The following is a 15,737-nucleotide window of genomic DNA, read 5'->3' on the forward strand; positions in this document are numbered from 1 at the left end:
ATCATGGGGGAAGGACTCTATCTATGACTGCACCCACTACCGGTCTCGTGCCGGAAGACATCACTGCGGAATCGCCCTTCACGCGGTTTGCTTCCTACCCGGAAGCCTCCGGGCTGTACAACCCGGAGAACGAAAAGGACGCCTGCGGCCTGGCTGTCATTGCCACGCTCCGGGGTGAGCCCGGCCACGACATCGTCGACGCCGCCCTGACAGCGCTGCGCAACCTGGAGCACCGCGGTGCGGTGGGCGCGGATGAAGGTACCGGTGACGGTGCTGGTCTGCTGACGCAGGTTCCTGACGAGTTCTTCCGCGCCGTTGTCGATTTCGAACTTCCGGCTCCCGGTTCCTACGCCGTGGGCACGGCCTTCCTCCCTGCTGTCGCGAGTGAAGAAGCAACCGCCCGCGCCGGCATCGAGAGCCTTGCAGAGGCTGAGGGCCTGACGGTCCTTGGCTGGCGTGAGGTTCCTGTGGTCGCTGACCTGGTCGGGTCGATGGCCCGCGCTTGCATGCCGCACTTCGTACAGCTCTTCATCGCACCCGTCGCAGGCAAGGCAGCGGACCTTGACGCCAAGGCGTTCCGGCTGCGGAAGCGTGCCCAGAACAAGTACGGTGTGTACTTCCCTTCGCTGTCCTCGCGCACCATGGTCTACAAGGGAATGCTCACCACCGCGCAGCTCGAGCCGTTCTACCCGGACCTTTCGGACCCGCGCTTCAAGACCAAGCTCGGCATCGTCCACTCGCGCTTCTCGACGAACACCTTCCCGTCATGGCCGCTAGCTCAGCCGTTCCGGACGATCGCGCACAACGGCGAGATCAATACGGTCAAGGGCAACCGGAATTGGATGCGCGCACGCCAGTCGCTCCTTGCACATCCACTCCTCGGAGATTCGCCCGAGGAACTGTACCCAATCTGCACCCCGGGCGCGTCCGACTCAGCCTCCTTCGACGAGGTCGCGGAACTCCTGATGCTCGCTGGGCGTCCCATCACCCACGCAATCATGATGATGATCCCGGAGGCCTGGGAGAACCACACCTCCATGGATCCGGCGCGGCGCGCGTTCTACCAGTACCACTCCATGCTCATGGAGCCCTGGGACGGGCCTGCAGCGGTCTCCTTCACCGATGGACGCCTTGTCGGAGCTGTCCTGGACCGTAACGGTCTTCGTCCTGCCCGCTACTGGGTCATGGAGGACGGGCTCGTGGTCCTGGCCTCCGAGGTCGGCGTGGTCGACGTCGAGCCTTCGAAGATCGTCCGGAAGGGACGCGTTTCGCCCGGCAAGATGTTCCTCGTCGATACCGAGGACGGCCGCATCATCGAGGACCAGGAGGTCAAGGCCGAAATCGCCGCCGCTAACCCCTGGGGTGAGTGGGTCAAGGAAAACCTGATTGACCTGAAGGACCTGCCCGATCGCGAGCACGTGGTGCACACCAAGGCCTCGATCAACCGCAGGCAACGCACCTTCGGCTACACCCAGGAGGAACTGCGTATCCTGCTTGGTCCCATGGCGAAGGCCGGGGCGGAGCCGCTGGGTGCCATGGGTTCAGATACCCCAATCGCGGTGCTTTCCAAGCGGCCCCGCCTTCTGTTCGACTACTTCGTCCAGTCCTTTGCGCAGGTTACCAACCCGCCGTTGGACGCCATCCGCGAAGAACTCGTCACGTCGATGGGTGTCACCATCGGCCCGGATGGCAACCTGCTGTCCTCCAGCCGGGTCCGCTCCAAGCAGATCGCCCTGAACTTCCCGGTCATCAACAACGATGAGCTCGCCAAGATCGCCAACCTGGAGTCCGACGACGGCGACCGCCTCACCGTTCGCGTACGCGGTCTCTACCGGGTCGACGGCGGCGAAGCGTCCCTGCGTGCCCGCCTGGCCGAGATCTGCGAGCAGGTTTCAAGCGCCATCAACCGCGGCATCCAGTACGTGGTGCTCTCCGACCGCGACTCGAACGCGCAGTGGGCTCCTATCCCTTCGCTGCTGCTGGCTAGTGCCGTTCATCATCACCTGCTGAAGAGCGCGAACCGCACCAAGACCTCCCTTGTGGTCGAGGCCGGCGACGTTCGGGAGGTGCACCATGTGGCCGTGCTCATCGGTTATGGCGCGTCCGCAATCAACCCCTACCTCGCGATGGAAAGCTGCGAGGAACTGGTGCGTAACGGCGACATCACCGGTGTCACTGCGGAACAGGCTGTGGCCAACCTGATCAAGGGCCTCGGCAAGGGCGTCCTCAAGATCATGTCGAAGATGGGTATCTCCACCGTCAGTTCCTACTGCGGTGCGCAGACGTTCGAGGCCCTGGGACTGTCCCAGGAGCTCGTGGACGAATACTTCCACGGCACGCAAACCCAGCTTGGCGGGGTCGGCCTCAATGTTGTCGCTGCCGAGGTAGCGGCTCGCCACGAGTACGCGTACCCCCAGGACGGCATTGAGGACCCGTACCGCAGCCTGGACAACGGTGGTGAGTATCAGTGGCGCCGGGAAGGACCGCCGCACCTGTTCAACCCTGAAACGGTCTTCCGCCTGCAGCACGCAACCCGCGAGCGTCGCTACGACATCTTCAAGTCCTACACCAAGGGCGTTGACGATCAGTCCCGCGAGCTGATGACCCTGCGCGGCCTGCTCGGCTTCAAGGAAGGGCTCCGGCCTGCCATCCCGCTCGAGGAAGTGGAGCCTGTCTCGAGCATCGTCAAGCGCTTCTCCACAGGTGCGATGAGCTATGGGTCCATCTCCCAGGAGGCCCACGAAACTCTCGCTATTGCCATGAACCGGTTGGGTGCGAAGTCCAACACCGGCGAAGGCGGCGAGGACGTCGAGCGCCTGCTCGATCCGGAGCGCCGCTCCGCCATCAAGCAGGTTGCGTCAGGGCGGTTCGGAGTCACCAGCCTGTACCTGACCAATGCTGAGGACATCCAGATCAAGATGGCGCAGGGAGCAAAGCCCGGTGAGGGCGGCCAGCTCATGAGCCAGAAGGTCTACCCGTGGGTGGCTCGTACCCGGCACTCGACGCCCGGCGTGGCGCTGATCTCGCCTCCGCCGCACCACGACATCTACTCGATCGAAGACCTCGCTCAGCTCATCTACGACCTGAAGCGGGCCAACACATCGGCACGTGTGCACGTGAAGCTCGTGTCGGAAGTGGGGATCGGCACGGTGGCTGCCGGTGTCACAAAGGCGAAGGCCGACGTCGTACTGATTTCAGGTCACGACGGCGGTACCGGCGCCAGCCCGCTGAACTCGCTCAAGCACGCGGGCGTCCCATGGGAGCTTGGAGTTGCCGAAACGCAGCAGACCCTGATGCTCAACGGACTCCGGGACCGGGTGGTGGTTCAGGTGGACGGGCAGCTCAAGACCGGACGTGACGTACTGATCGCCGCGCTGCTGGGCGGCGAAGAATTCGGTTTCGCCACAGCGCCGCTGGTGGTCTCGGGCTGCATCATGATGCGTGTGTGCCACCTCGACACCTGTCCGGTAGGCGTTGCAACGCAGAACCCAGAGCTGCGCAGCCGCTTCACCGGCAAGCCTGAGTTCGTGGTCAACTTCTTCGAGTTCATCGCAGAAGAGGTCCGCGAGCTGCTGGCCGAACTTGGTTTCCGCTCGCTGGACGAGGCGATCGGCCACAGCGAGGTACTTGACGTGCAGCGGGCCGTTGCGCACTGGAAGGCGGACGGGCTCGACCTCGAACCGATCCTGCGCGGCAACGAGTTCGGCGAGGACGCTCCACTGCGGAACATGTTCCCGCAGAACCACGAGCTCGATCAGCACTTCGACAACAAGCTGATCGAGATGAGCAGCGACGCGCTTGATCACCGGGCCCCGGTCCGGATCACCCTCGACGTCGTGAACACCGACCGCTCAGTCGGCACCATGCTCGGCTACGAGGTCACACGGCGCTTCGGCACCGACACGCTGGCAACGGACACCATCGACGTTACTCTGACCGGTCACGCCGGCCAGTCGCTCGGCGCGTTCCTCCCCGCAGGAATCACCCTGCGGTTGCTTGGTGACTCGAACGACTACGTCGGCAAGGGACTGTCGGGCGGGCGCATCATCGTTCGGCCGGACCGCGCCAACGTCTTCGCCGCCGACCGCAACGTCATCGCCGGCAACGTGATCGGCTACGGGGCAACCAGCGGTGAGATCTTCCTGCGGGGCCAGGTGGGGGAGCGGTTCCTCGTGCGCAACTCCGGCGCAACGGCTGTCGTGGAGGGGATCGGTGACCACGGCTGCGAGTACATGACCGGTGGCCAGACGCTCATCCTCGGACGGACGGGGCGGAACTTCGGCGCCGGCATGTCCGGAGGTACGGCCTACGTGCTGGACCTCGACCAAACCCGCGTGAACGTACAGGCGCTCAACAGCGGCGAACTGCAGCTCGAAGAGCTGGACGCGGAAGACATCGAGATCGTCCGCCAGCTGCTTCTGCGGCACCAGGAAGAAACCGAGTCGCCGCTCGCTGCCCAACTACTCGATGAATTCGAGACGACCGTGCCGCGCCTGACCAAGGTGCTGCCGCGTGACTACGCACGCGTTCTCGATGCCCGGGCCGCCGCCATCGAAGAGGGACTCGATCCCGACGGTGAAGAGGTCTGGAACAGGATTTTGGAGGTTACCGGTGGCTGACCCACGCGGATTCATGAAGGTGCGCGAGCGGCAGACGCAGCCGCGCAGGCCCGTTCCGGTCCGGATCATGGACTGGAAGGAAGTGTACGAGGCCCAGGAAAAGGGCGTCCTGAAGAGCCAGGCCGGGCGCTGCATGGATTGCGGCATCCCGTTCTGTCACCAGGGGTGCCCGCTCGGGAACCTCATTCCGGAATGGAATGACCTCACGTGGCGGGACAAGGGTCGCGAGGCGATTGACCGTCTGCACGCCACCAACAACTTCCCCGAGTTCACCGGCCGGCTGTGTCCTGCTCCGTGCGAGGCGTCCTGTGTTCTCGGAATCAATCAGCCTCCGGTCACGATCAAGCAGGTTGAGGTTTCGATCATCGACGAAGCGTTCGACAACGATTGGGTGCACCCGCACCCGCCGGAGCGCCTGACGGGCAAGACCATCGCCGTCGTCGGCTCCGGACCTGCCGGTCTGGCTGTTGCCCAACAGCTGACCCGCGCGGGCCACACTGTGGCCGTATATGAGCGCGACGACCGCATCGGCGGGCTCCTGCGCTACGGAATCCCCGACTTCAAGATGGAGAAGATCCAGCTTGACCGTCGCCTCGACCAGATGAAGGCGGAGGGAACACGTTTCCGGGCCGGCGTCGAAGTGGGCCGCGACATCAGCTGGGACCAGCTGCGCCGCCGTTACGACGCCGTCGTGGTCGCCACCGGCGCCACGGTTCCACGCGACCTGCCTATTCCCGGACGCGAGCTCGACGGCGTTCACTTCGCGATGGAGTACCTGGTGCAGGCAAACCGGGTTGTGGCGGGCGAGGAAATCGAGGACCAGATCCACGCCGAAGGCAAGCACGTGGTCATTCTGGGCGGCGGCGACACAGGTGCAGACTGCATCGGCACCGCGCATCGCCACAAGGCTGCCTCGGTCACCACGCTCGCCATCGGGCAGCAACCGCCGCTCGAGCGCATGCCCAACCAGCCATGGCCTACCTTCCCGACGCTGTTCGAGGTAGCCAGCGCCCATGAAGAGGGCGGTGAGCGCACCTACCTCGCGTCAACGGTCGAGTTTGTTGGTGACAACGGAAAACTGACTGCGGTTCGCGTCGCCGAGACGGAGTTCGTCAACGGCAGACGGGTGCCGAAGGCTGGAACCGAGCGGGATATCCCGGCGGACCTGGTCTTCCTCGCGCTCGGATTCACCGGCCCGGAACCTGCGGGAATCGCCGAACAGCTCGACGCTGCTTTCGACGGACGGGGTAACGTTGAGCGTGACGGGTATTACATGACCAGCACTCCCGGAATCTTCGTAGCCGGCGACGCAGGACGCGGGCAATCCCTCATTGTGTGGGCAATCGCGGAGGGCCGTGCGTGTGCCGCAGCGGTTGACCAGTGGCTGATGGGTCAGACCAAGCTGCCCGCACCCGTGGCACCGACAGACCGGGCCCTCAACGTCCTGTAATTCCCAGGTGCGCAGGAGCCAAAGAGCAATCCACGAACACGACATGACAGGCAAGGTTTTATGAGACGCGCAAAGATAGTGGCCACTTTCGGCCCGGCAATCGCGAGCTATGAAAACACCCTCGCAGTTCTTGAAGCCGGGGTGGACGTAGCTCGTATGAACATGAGCCACGGCGACCATTCCGTACACAACCAGACGTACGAATTTGTCCGTAAGGCAGCAGAAGAGCTGGGCCGGCCGGTGGGCATCTTCGCCGACCTCCAGGGCCCCAAAATCCGTCTCGGGCGCTTCGTTGACGGACCCCATATGCTGCTTCCCGGTGACACCTTCACGATCACCACGGAGGACGTGGAAGGCACCGCGGAGATCTGCTCCACCACCCATAAAGGGCTGCCTCACGATGTCAATGTCGGCGACATCCTCCTGATCGACGACGGCAAGGTCGCGATGCGCGCTACCGCAGTCGACGACGTCAAGGTCACCGCTGAGGTCACCGTCGGCGGAGCGGTTTCGAACAACAAGGGCATCAACCTGCCCGGCGTCGCAGTGAACGTGCCTGCGTTGAGCGACAAGGACGAAGAAGACCTCCGCTGGGCAATCCAGCGCGGCGTCGACATGGTTGCCCTGTCCTTCGTGCGCAATGCGGCCGACGTCGAGCGCGTACACGAGATCATGGACGAAGAGGGCCGGCGCGTCCCGGTGATCGCCAAGATCGAGAAGCCGCAGGCCGTGGACGCCATCGAGGAAATCATCGATGCGTTCGACGCCATCATGGTTGCTCGAGGCGACCTCGGCGTTGAGCTGCCTCTCCAGGACGTCCCCATCGTGCAGAAGCGTGCCATCGAGCTCGCCCGCCGCTGGGCCAAGCCGGTCATCGTGGCCACCCAGGTCCTCGAGTCCATGATCGATAACCCCCGCCCCACGCGCGCGGAGGCTTCTGACTGTGCCAACGCAGTGCTCGACGGCGCTGATGCGGTCATGCTGTCCGGCGAGACCAGCGTGGGCAAGTACCCCATCGATACGGTCCGCACCATGGCAGACATCATCGAGTCCACCGAGAAGCACGGCCTCGATCGGGTTCCGCCTCTGGGCAGCAAGCCCAAGACGCGCGGCGGCGCCATCACCCGTGCAGCCGTGGAGATCGCCGACCAGCTGGATGCGAAGTACATCTGTACCTTCACCCAGTCGGGCGACTCCGCACGCCGCCTCTCCCGCCTTCGTCCGACGAAGCCGGTCTTCGCCTTCACTCCGGTGCAGTCGACCCTCAACACCATGTCACTGATCTGGGGTGTCCAGCCGATGCTCGTTGAGTACGCCGAACACACGGACCAGATGACTGCGCAGGTTGACCGCGTACTGTTCGAGCAGAAGCTTGTTGACCTCAACGACCTCGTGGTCATCGCGGCCGGTTCCCCTCCAGGGCAGTCCGGTTCGACGAACTCCATCAAGGTGCATAAGGTCGGGGATATCGCCGACGCGGGCCAGTTGCCCGAAGGCTACACACCGAGCAAGGAGAAGGTCGGTCCCTGGCCGGTCAAGAACAAGCACAAGTAGCCCGCACGCGACTCGCATACAGAAGGACCCCGCCTCGGCGGGGTCCTTCTGTATGTGCGAGCTGTTTGGTGTGTGGTTCTCCGTGTGGAAGCGCCCGCTAATTGACCTGATTAATGATCGTCTCGGCAACTTCGCGCATGCTCAGGCGGCGGTCCATGGACGTTTTCTGGATCCAACGGAAGGCTTCGGGCTCCGTCAGCCCCATCTTCGTGGTGAGCAGGCTCTTCGCGCGCTCTACGAGCTTCCGGGTAGCGAACTGCTCCTGGAGGTCGGAAACCTCATTCTCAAGCGCCTTGATCTCTTCATGGCGGGAGAGAGCGATCTCGATGGCCGGCACCAGATCGGCTGGAGTGAAGGGCTTCACCACGTAGGCCATGGCTCCGGCGTCGCGCGCACGCTCCACGAGTTCCTTCTGGCTGAAGGCGGTCAGCAGGACGACAGGGGCGATGCGCGCCTTCACGATCTGCTCCGCAGCGGTGATTCCGTCCATGACCGGCATTTTTACATCCATGAGGACAAGATCGGGCTTGTGCTCATGCGCCAGCTCAACTGCTTTCTCACCGTTGTCGGCTTCGGCGACCACGTCGTAACCCTCGCCACGCAGGATCTCCACAATGTCGAGACGAATGAGGGTTTCATCCTCAGCGACGATGACGCGCCGTGCCGGGCTCGTGTTCGCTGAGTCGCGGTTCTGGGACACTGAGGCTCCTTGGTATGCGTTTATTGGTTCTGCGTGCCCCGGCGCAGGAGCAGCCCTGAAGGCGCGCTGCACGGGTTCACTGGAACAGCCTATCGGCATGTAGAGTAGATTCGCGCACCCGGGGGTCCCCGAGTCACGGAACTCACGTCGGTGCACTGATCAGCCCGAATGGCGGAATTGGCAGACGCGCTGCACTCAAAATGCAGTATCGAAAGGTGTGTGGGTTCGAGTCCCACTTCGGGCACCAGCACGCACTGACTTTTACGGTCAGTCGTCCAGTCATATTGACTGACTTGTTTCTGAGAATCCTTCCGGACTGGCTTCTAATAGGGACATGGCAATGTCTTCCTACCTGGCCTTCTGCGGCTTGTGCGTGGTTCTCGCCGTAACTCCCGGTCCCGACAGCTTCCTGATCCTCCGGTTCAGCCTGCGGAAGCTTCCATCCGGTATTGCGGCTTCGTTCGGCTCCGCTGCCGGGTACCTGGTCTGGGCTGTGCTCGTTGCTGTCGGCCTCGCCGCCCTCATCGAACAGTCGGCCGTCGCTTACCGCGGGCTCAAGGTCCTTGGTGGTATCTATCTGGTCTATTTGGGGATCAAAGCTATTCGGGGGGATAGGAAGAAATCATCGGCCCCCGTGCCCGACGGCGTCGTCATGGTGGAAGTGCGTGCGTTGAGTTCGTGTGCAGCCGGACTCACATCCACCATGCTCAACCCGAAGGTGGGCCTGTTTTTCCTTGCCGTGGTCCCGCAGTTCCTTCCCAAGGATGGTTCAGTTTTCGCTGTCACGATGCTGCTGGGGGCAACTCTCGGCTTCATTGTGCTGATGTACCTTGTGGGTCTATGCCTGCTGGCCGCCAAGGCGAACGAGTGGCTGAACCGTCCGCGGGTAACCCGCAATCTGGAGATTTCATCCGGCGGGATACTCGGTGTGCTCGGCGTCGGAACAGCGGCGTCGGCCGCCCAGGCCTGACCCGGTTCCTGGCCTCAGAACCGGGTCAGCGTACGTCCCGGATGAGGTTGGTGATGCGGGCTGAGGAGAGCCGTCTGCCGTCTTCGTCGGTCATGATCACCTCGTGTGTGGCCAGCGTACGGCCGAGGTGGATGGCAACGGCAGTTCCTGTGACCAGGCCGCTCGAGGCGGACCGGTGATGGGTGGCCCCGATTTCAATACCGACAGCCTGGCGGCCCGGGCCTGCATGGATGCCCGCCGCGAATGACCCCAATGTTTCAGCAAGGACCAGATGGGCCCCTCCGTGCAGGATCCCGGCAACCTGCTGGTTCCCCTCGACCGGCATGGTAGCCACCATGCGCTCCGCCCCCATCTCCTGAAAAACGATCCCCATCTTGGCAGCGAGCCGCCCGATGCCGTGGCCGCGAAGCCAACCGTGCATGTGCTCGGGAACACCCGCAGCGGTCAGTTCGGCAAGGTAGGGGTGGTCGCCGTCGGAACCTGGGCCCGGAGTGAATTTGTCATCCATGGGAACTAGGCTGGCACCTGTGAGCCAAACAAACCAAACCGTAGATTCCGACGTGCAGATCGACGTGCAAACCAGCGTCCAGACCGATGCCGCGGTGGATGCGGCACCTGCACCCGCATCCGCGGGGAAGCGGTCGCGGTTGTTGGTCGTCGATGGCCATTCGATGGCGTTCCGCGCGTTCTACGCGTTGCCGGCCGAGAATTTTTCTACCGACACGGGCCAGCACACCAATGCGGTCTATGGGTTCACCGCCATGCTCATCAACCTGCTGCGTGACCAGGAGCCAACGCACGTCGCAGTCGCCTTCGACCTCGACACACCCACCTTCAGGGACACCGAATACACCGAGTACAAGGGCGGACGGTCCCGCACCCCGGAGGAATTCCACGGCCAGATCGACCTGATCATCAAGGTGCTGGAAGCCATGCGCATTCCTACTTTGTCGATGGAGGGCTACGAGGCCGACGATGTCCTCGCTACCCTTGCCGTCGACGCCGCTGCCAGGGGTTGGGACGTACAGGTAGTCAGCGGAGACCGGGATGTCTTCCAGCTCGTCAATGATCGCGTGACGGTCCTGTATCCCAAACAGGGAGTCACGAATATCCCGCAGATGGACGCCAAGGCCGTTGAGGAGAAGTACTTCGTTCCGCCGCACCTCTACTCGGACCTGGCGGCGCTGGTGGGCGAGACCGCGGACAATCTTCCGGGTGTGCCGGGCGTCGGGCCGAAGACCGCGGCCAAGTGGATCCTGAAGTATGGCGGCCTCGAAGGCATCCTCGAGAACCTGGACGCGATCGGCGGCAAGGTGGGAATCGCACTCCGGGAGAACATCGAGAACGTCAAGCGGAACCGGCGCCTCAACCGCCTGCTCACGGACCTCGATCTGCCGGTGGATCTGCAGGCGATGGGAGCGCAACGTCCGGACCGGGACGCCGTTGAGGACCTTTTCGACGCCCTGCAGTTCAATGTGCTTCGGAAGCGCCTGTTTGATCTGTTCGGCGAGGAGGAAGCGGATACAGCCAGGGATGAAATGTCCCCGCCGCAGCATGAAATCCTCACCGAAGCGAACTCCCTGACCGCCTGGATCAATGGAACCAATCAGGCTCCCGCGGCTGTCCACGTGGCCACACGTTCCACGAGCGGAGGAGAGGAAGCCGTCGGCGTTGCGCTGGTGACCGCCGCGGTCGCTGCCTATATCCCGTTCGAAGAGTTGGATCAGGACGCCGAGAGCGTCGTCGGGGAGTGGCTCCAGGACCTGGACGCGCCCAAGGTGGTGCACGACTTCAAAGCGGCCTACAAGCTGCTCCATGCCCGCGGTTTCACCCTTGCGGGCGAGGTGGACGACACCGCCATCTCGGGCTACCTCATTCAGCCCGACCGGCGCAGCTATGAGCTTGCTGACCTCAGCCAGGTGCACCTGAAGCTCACCCTGCCGACGTCGAACGCTGCGACGGGCGGCCAGCAGGCGCTGGCACTCGAGGAGGAGGATGTCGCAACCCCAGCGGTAGCGGCGGCCTTCGCAGCATTGGAACTCAGCCAGCACTTCACGGGCCAGCTCGTAGAGCGCGGCGCCAATCAGCTGCTCGCGGGTCTGGAACTGCCGCTGTCCGAGGTGCTGGCGCGGATGGAGCTGACGGGAATCAGCGTGGCTGTCGACGGTCTCGACCGCCTGTACGACGACTTCTCCGCGACCATGGCGAACACCAGCGCCGAAGCGTTCAGGATCATCGGCAAGGAGATCAACCTGGGCTCGCCCAAGCAGCTTCAGACCGTTCTTTTCGACGAGCTGGCCCTGCCGAAAACCAAGAAGATCAAGACCGGGTACTCCACCGACGCAGATGCGCTCACGGACCTGATCGTCAAGACGGGACACCCGTTCCTTGAGCAGCTGCTGGCACACCGGGATGCCTCCAAGCTTCGGCAGACGGTGGAGGGCCTCCGGAAGTCGGTCGCAGAAGACGGTCGAATTCACACGACCTACGTACAGACCATTGCAGCGACTGGCCGGCTGTCCTCCATGAACCCGAACCTGCAGAACATTCCGATCCGCTCGGATGAGGGCCGCCGGATCCGGGAAGCGTTCGTAGTAGGTCCCGGCTATGACTGCCTGATGACGGCGGACTATTCGCAGATCGAAATGCGCATCATGGCGCACCTCTCGGGCGATGAGGGCTTGATCCAGGCGTTCAACGAGGGCGAGGATCTGCACCGCTTCGTGGGCTCCTCCATCTTCCACGTGGCCCCGGAGGAAGTGACCAGTGCGATGCGCTCAAAGGTCAAGGCCATGTCCTACGGGTTGGTGTACGGGCTGAGCTCGTTCGGGCTGTCGAAGCAGCTTGCCATCTCGGTGGATGAGGCCCGGACCCTGATGGGTGACTACTTCGACCGGTTCGGCGCCGTCCGTGACTACCTCCGCGGAATCGTGGAGCAGGCACGCAAGGACGGTTTCACCTCAACCATCGAGGGAAGGCGGCGGTACCTGCCGGACCTGTCGAGTGACAACCGCCAGCTGCGGGAGATGGCTGAGCGGGCGGCGCTCAACGCACCGATTCAGGGTTCGGCGGCAGACATCATCAAAAAGGCAATGCTCGGTGTCGATGACGAGCTGCGACGCCGCGGGCTCACGTCGAGGATGCTTTTGCAGGTCCACGACGAACTGGTACTCGAAATCGCGCCGGGGGAACGTGACGAAGTGGAGCAGCTGGTGCGCGCGGAGATGGCGGGTGCGGCCGAACTGACGGTGCCGCTCGACGTCTCGGTCGGTACCGGCACCAGCTGGCACGAAGCGGCGCACTAGGAACAGGTGCCGCGGCATAGCCCGTCGGCTGTCGGAGGATTAGGCTGGGGAACCGTGAGCACGCAAACAGGGATCAACACCGCCGCATCCACGCTTCGGATCGAGACCTTCTCCGTAGACGGGGATGCCGATACCTCAGCAGAGGGCCCGTTGGCCGCCTGGTTCGAGGGCGTCAGCTTCGGATTCCACGAGGGCCGGCTGGAGGTCGAGGACCTGCCGAAACTGGCTGAGGCGTATGCGGCGGACCGGCGCATCCTGTGGGGCGCCTATGACGACAATCCGGGTCCCCATGCGTGGAATCCGCGCATTCCCGTAGCCACTTACGGCACTATGGTGAATTCGCTGAACGTCGGTGGGGGCAGGTTGCTGGACGCCCATCTGGTCACCGCGGTCACGGTTCGCCCGACACACCGGCGTCGGGGACTGCTGCGCCAAATGATCACTGCCGACCTTCAGGGCGCGGCCGAACGGGGTTTTGCCGTCGCGGCCCTGACTGCGTCGGAAGCCACCATCTACGGTCGCTTCGGGTTTGGTACGGCAACGCACACCACCTCGATTGAGGTTGACGTTCGAGAGCGCTTCGCCATCACTTCCGTACCGTACGGGCGGATGGAGGTGGTTTCGCCGGAAGCTGCCGTCGACCTCACCCAGGAAGTTTTCGCTGGTTTTCACTCACACTCGCTGGGTTCGATCGGCCGCCAGTTCGCGTACTCCCGCCGGTCAGCGGGTCTGTGGGGTGAGGATCGTCCCCAACCCGACAAGGCGCTGCGCACCGCCGTCCATTATGACGACGACGGCCGCCCGGACGCCTTCGTCTCCTACTCGTTCGCGGGTTGGGAGAAGACGCCGTACACCATGCGGGTGAAGGATCTGGTGGCGGTATCGGATGCCGCCTACCTCGAGCTGTGGCGTTATCTCGGCTCGCTGGACCTGATCGAACGGGTCACCTTCGGGTCGGCGCCTGTCCAGGATCCGCTGCCGTGGGCTCTGGCTGACCGGAGATGCCGTGAACTGAAATCCGATGAAGACGTGCTTTGGTTGCGGATCCTCGATCCGGTGGCCGCGCTGTCCCAGCGCAACTATGAGCACGACGGTGTCCTGTCCCTGTCAATCACGGATGCGCTCGGTCATGCCGAGGGCGCTTTCGAACTGAGTGTGGCGAACGGTGCGGGCACCGTCCGTAGACTGGGCGACGGGTCCAGGACGGACATCACGCTCGATGTAGCTGCTTTAGGGTCGTTGTACCTTGGGGGAGTGGACGCGCGGATTCTTGCCAGTGCAGGCGGTCTGACCGGAGGTTCCCCTGAAGGTGTTGAGCGTGCCGCAACGTTGTTCTCGGTGGCCCGGGCACCCTACTGCATCACGCATTTCTGACGGTCCGCTCCGGCCCGCTCACCATGACCGCACGGGAAGCAGCCAGCACGCTTTGACCGGCGTTGCAGCAGAACGCTAGACTGGGTGGGCATGTCCCGCGCACAGTGGGCCCTGCAATGTGTCCTGCACAGCCTCTGCGTTGTGTTGGCACAGTGTTCTCCATATTTCCATTTGTCCGCATCCGGGCAGGTTCCTCATGGCGGGTACATCAACATGTACCCGCGCGCGGTTCCAAGAAGTCCGGATCAAATTCATAATCCACAACGGAGCCCCAACTACATGACCATCACCACCACCGAGAAGCCAGGTGCCCCGCAGGTCGCTATCAACGACATCGGCACCGCTGAGGACTTCCTCGCAGCTATTGACGCCACCATCAAGTACTTCAACGACGGAGACCTCGTCGAAGGAACGGTAGTCAAGGTTGACCGCGATGAAGTTCTGCTCGACATCGGTTACAAGACCGAAGGTGTCATCCCTTCCCGCGAGCTTTCCATCAAGCACGATGTCGATCCGGGGGACGTGGTCTCCGTTGGTGACGAGGTTGAAGCGCTTGTCCTCACGAAGGAAGACAAAGAAGGCCGCCTGATCCTCTCCAAGAAGCGTGCTCAGTACGAGCGCGCCTGGGGCGACATTGAGAAGGTCAAGGAAGAAGACGGTGTTGTCACCGGTACGGTCATCGAGGTTGTCAAGGGTGGTCTCATCCTCGACATCGGCCTGCGCGGCTTCCTTCCCGCTTCCCTCGTTGAGATGCGCCGTGTCCGCGACCTCGCTCCGTACATCGGCCAGCAGATTGAAGCCAAGATCATCGAGCTGGACAAGAACCGCAACAACGTTGTGCTGTCCCGCCGTGCATGGCTCGAGCAGACCCAGTCCGAGGTTCGCTCCACTTTCCTCAACAAGCTGGAAAAGGGCCAGGTCCGTCCGGGCGTTGTGTCCTCCATCGTCAACTTCGGTGCATTCGTCGATCTTGGCGGCGTAGACGGACTGGTTCACGTTTCGGAACTGTCCTGGAAGCACATCGACCACCCGTCCGAGGTTGTCGAGGTCGGCCAGGAGGTCACCGTCGAGGTTCTCGAGGTGGATCTGGACCGCGAGCGCGTCTCCCTGTCGCTCAAGGCCACCCAGGAAGATCCGTGGCAGACCTTCGCCCGCACTCACGCGTTGGGCCAGGTTGTCCCCGGTAAGGTCACCAAGCTGGTTCCGTTCGGTGCGTTCGTTCGCGTCGAAGACGGCATCGAAGGCCTCGTCCACATCTCTGAACTTGCTGTGCGCCACGTTGAACTGGCCGAGCAGGTTGTCTCCGTTGGTGACGAGCTCTTCGTCAAGGTCATCGACATCGATCTTGAGCGCCGCCGCATCTCGCTGTCCCTCAAGCAGGCCAACGAGGGCGTCGACGCAGACAGCACCGAATTCGATCCGGCTCTCTACGGCATGGCCGCTGAGTACGACGAAGAGGGCAACTACAAGTACCCCGAGGGCTTCGATCCCGAGTCCAACGAGTGGCTTGAAGGCTACGAGACCCAGCGCGCAGCCTGGGAAGCCCAGTACGCCGAGGCCCAGTCCCGCTGGGAAGCTCACAAGAAGCAGGTTGTTCAGCACGCGTCCGACGACGCCGCCGCAGCCAACGAGCCGGCGGACTCCGGTGCAACCAGCTACTCCTCGGAGCCGGCTGCAGAGTCACCCGCAGGGTCCGGCACCCTCGCGTCGGATGAGGCTCTCGCCGCACTGCGTGAGAAGCTGACCGGCAACTAGGTCCGATCTC

General features: G+C 63.2%; 9 protein-coding genes and 1 tRNA gene. 8 read left to right on the plus strand and 2 right to left on the minus strand.

The annotated features are described in order from the left end of the window. Positions 1 to 23: 23 nt before the first annotated feature. The 3 genes from gltB to pyk are packed head-to-tail and all read left to right on the plus strand — an operon-like array spanning position 24 to position 7,623. Positions 24 to 4,619, plus strand: coding sequence for a glutamate synthase large subunit (gltB, locus tag M1D74_RS07965; RefSeq protein WP_458117069.1), 4,596 nt, complete (start codon positions 24 to 26; stop codon positions 4,617 to 4,619). Next, positions 4,612 to 6,069, plus strand: a complete 1,458-nt coding sequence (locus tag M1D74_RS07970; RefSeq protein WP_458117070.1) for a glutamate synthase subunit beta — start codon at positions 4,612 to 4,614, stop codon at positions 6,067 to 6,069. The genes gltB and M1D74_RS07970 overlap by 8 nt, the downstream gene beginning before the upstream one ends. Before the next feature lie 60 nt (positions 6,070 to 6,129). Next, on the plus strand, positions 6,130 to 7,623 hold the full coding sequence (gene pyk / locus M1D74_RS07975) for a pyruvate kinase (protein WP_309124067.1): 1,494 nt from the start codon (positions 6,130 to 6,132) through the stop codon (positions 7,621 to 7,623). A 97-nt stretch (positions 7,624 to 7,720) separates the two neighbouring features. Here the strand turns inward: pyk and M1D74_RS07980 are convergent, their stop codons facing one another. Then, positions 7,721 to 8,323, minus strand: coding sequence for an ANTAR domain-containing response regulator (locus tag M1D74_RS07980; RefSeq protein WP_309071875.1), 603 nt, complete (start codon positions 8,321 to 8,323; stop codon positions 7,721 to 7,723). A 162-nt stretch (positions 8,324 to 8,485) separates the two neighbouring features. Here M1D74_RS07980 and M1D74_RS07985 point away from each other — a divergent pair. Both M1D74_RS07985 and M1D74_RS07990 read left to right on the plus strand, forming a co-directional pair. Next, positions 8,486 to 8,570: transfer RNA gene (locus M1D74_RS07985), tRNA-Leu, on the plus strand. Between the two features lie 93 nt (positions 8,571 to 8,663). Next, positions 8,664 to 9,293 (plus strand): LysE family translocator, encoded by a 630-nt coding sequence (locus M1D74_RS07990; protein ID WP_458117071.1) that lies wholly within the window; start codon positions 8,664 to 8,666, stop codon positions 9,291 to 9,293. 25 nt (positions 9,294 to 9,318) lie between these two features. Here the strand turns inward: M1D74_RS07990 and M1D74_RS07995 are convergent, their stop codons facing one another. Further along, positions 9,319 to 9,801 (minus strand): hotdog fold thioesterase, encoded by a 483-nt coding sequence (locus tag M1D74_RS07995; RefSeq protein WP_458117072.1) that lies wholly within the window; start codon positions 9,799 to 9,801, stop codon positions 9,319 to 9,321. 163 nt (positions 9,802 to 9,964) lie between these two features. Between M1D74_RS07995 and polA the strand changes: the two genes are divergently transcribed. From polA to rpsA, 3 genes are all read left to right on the plus strand, one after another. Beyond that, a complete protein-coding gene (gene polA / locus M1D74_RS08000; protein WP_458117162.1) occupies positions 9,965 to 12,598 on the plus strand; it encodes a DNA polymerase I in 2,634 nt (877 codons plus the stop codon). A 54-nt stretch (positions 12,599 to 12,652) separates the two neighbouring features. Continuing rightward, on the plus strand, positions 12,653 to 13,972 hold the full coding sequence (locus tag M1D74_RS08005) for a GNAT family N-acetyltransferase (RefSeq protein WP_458117073.1): 1,320 nt from the start codon (positions 12,653 to 12,655) through the stop codon (positions 13,970 to 13,972). A gap of 279 nt (positions 13,973 to 14,251) precedes the next feature. After that, a complete protein-coding gene (gene rpsA, locus M1D74_RS08010; RefSeq protein ID WP_309071880.1) occupies positions 14,252 to 15,727 on the plus strand; it encodes a 30S ribosomal protein S1 in 1,476 nt (491 codons plus the stop codon). Positions 15,728 to 15,737 lie beyond the last annotated feature (10 nt).

The sequence above is a fragment of the Arthrobacter sp. D2-10 genome (genome assembly GCF_054161285.1).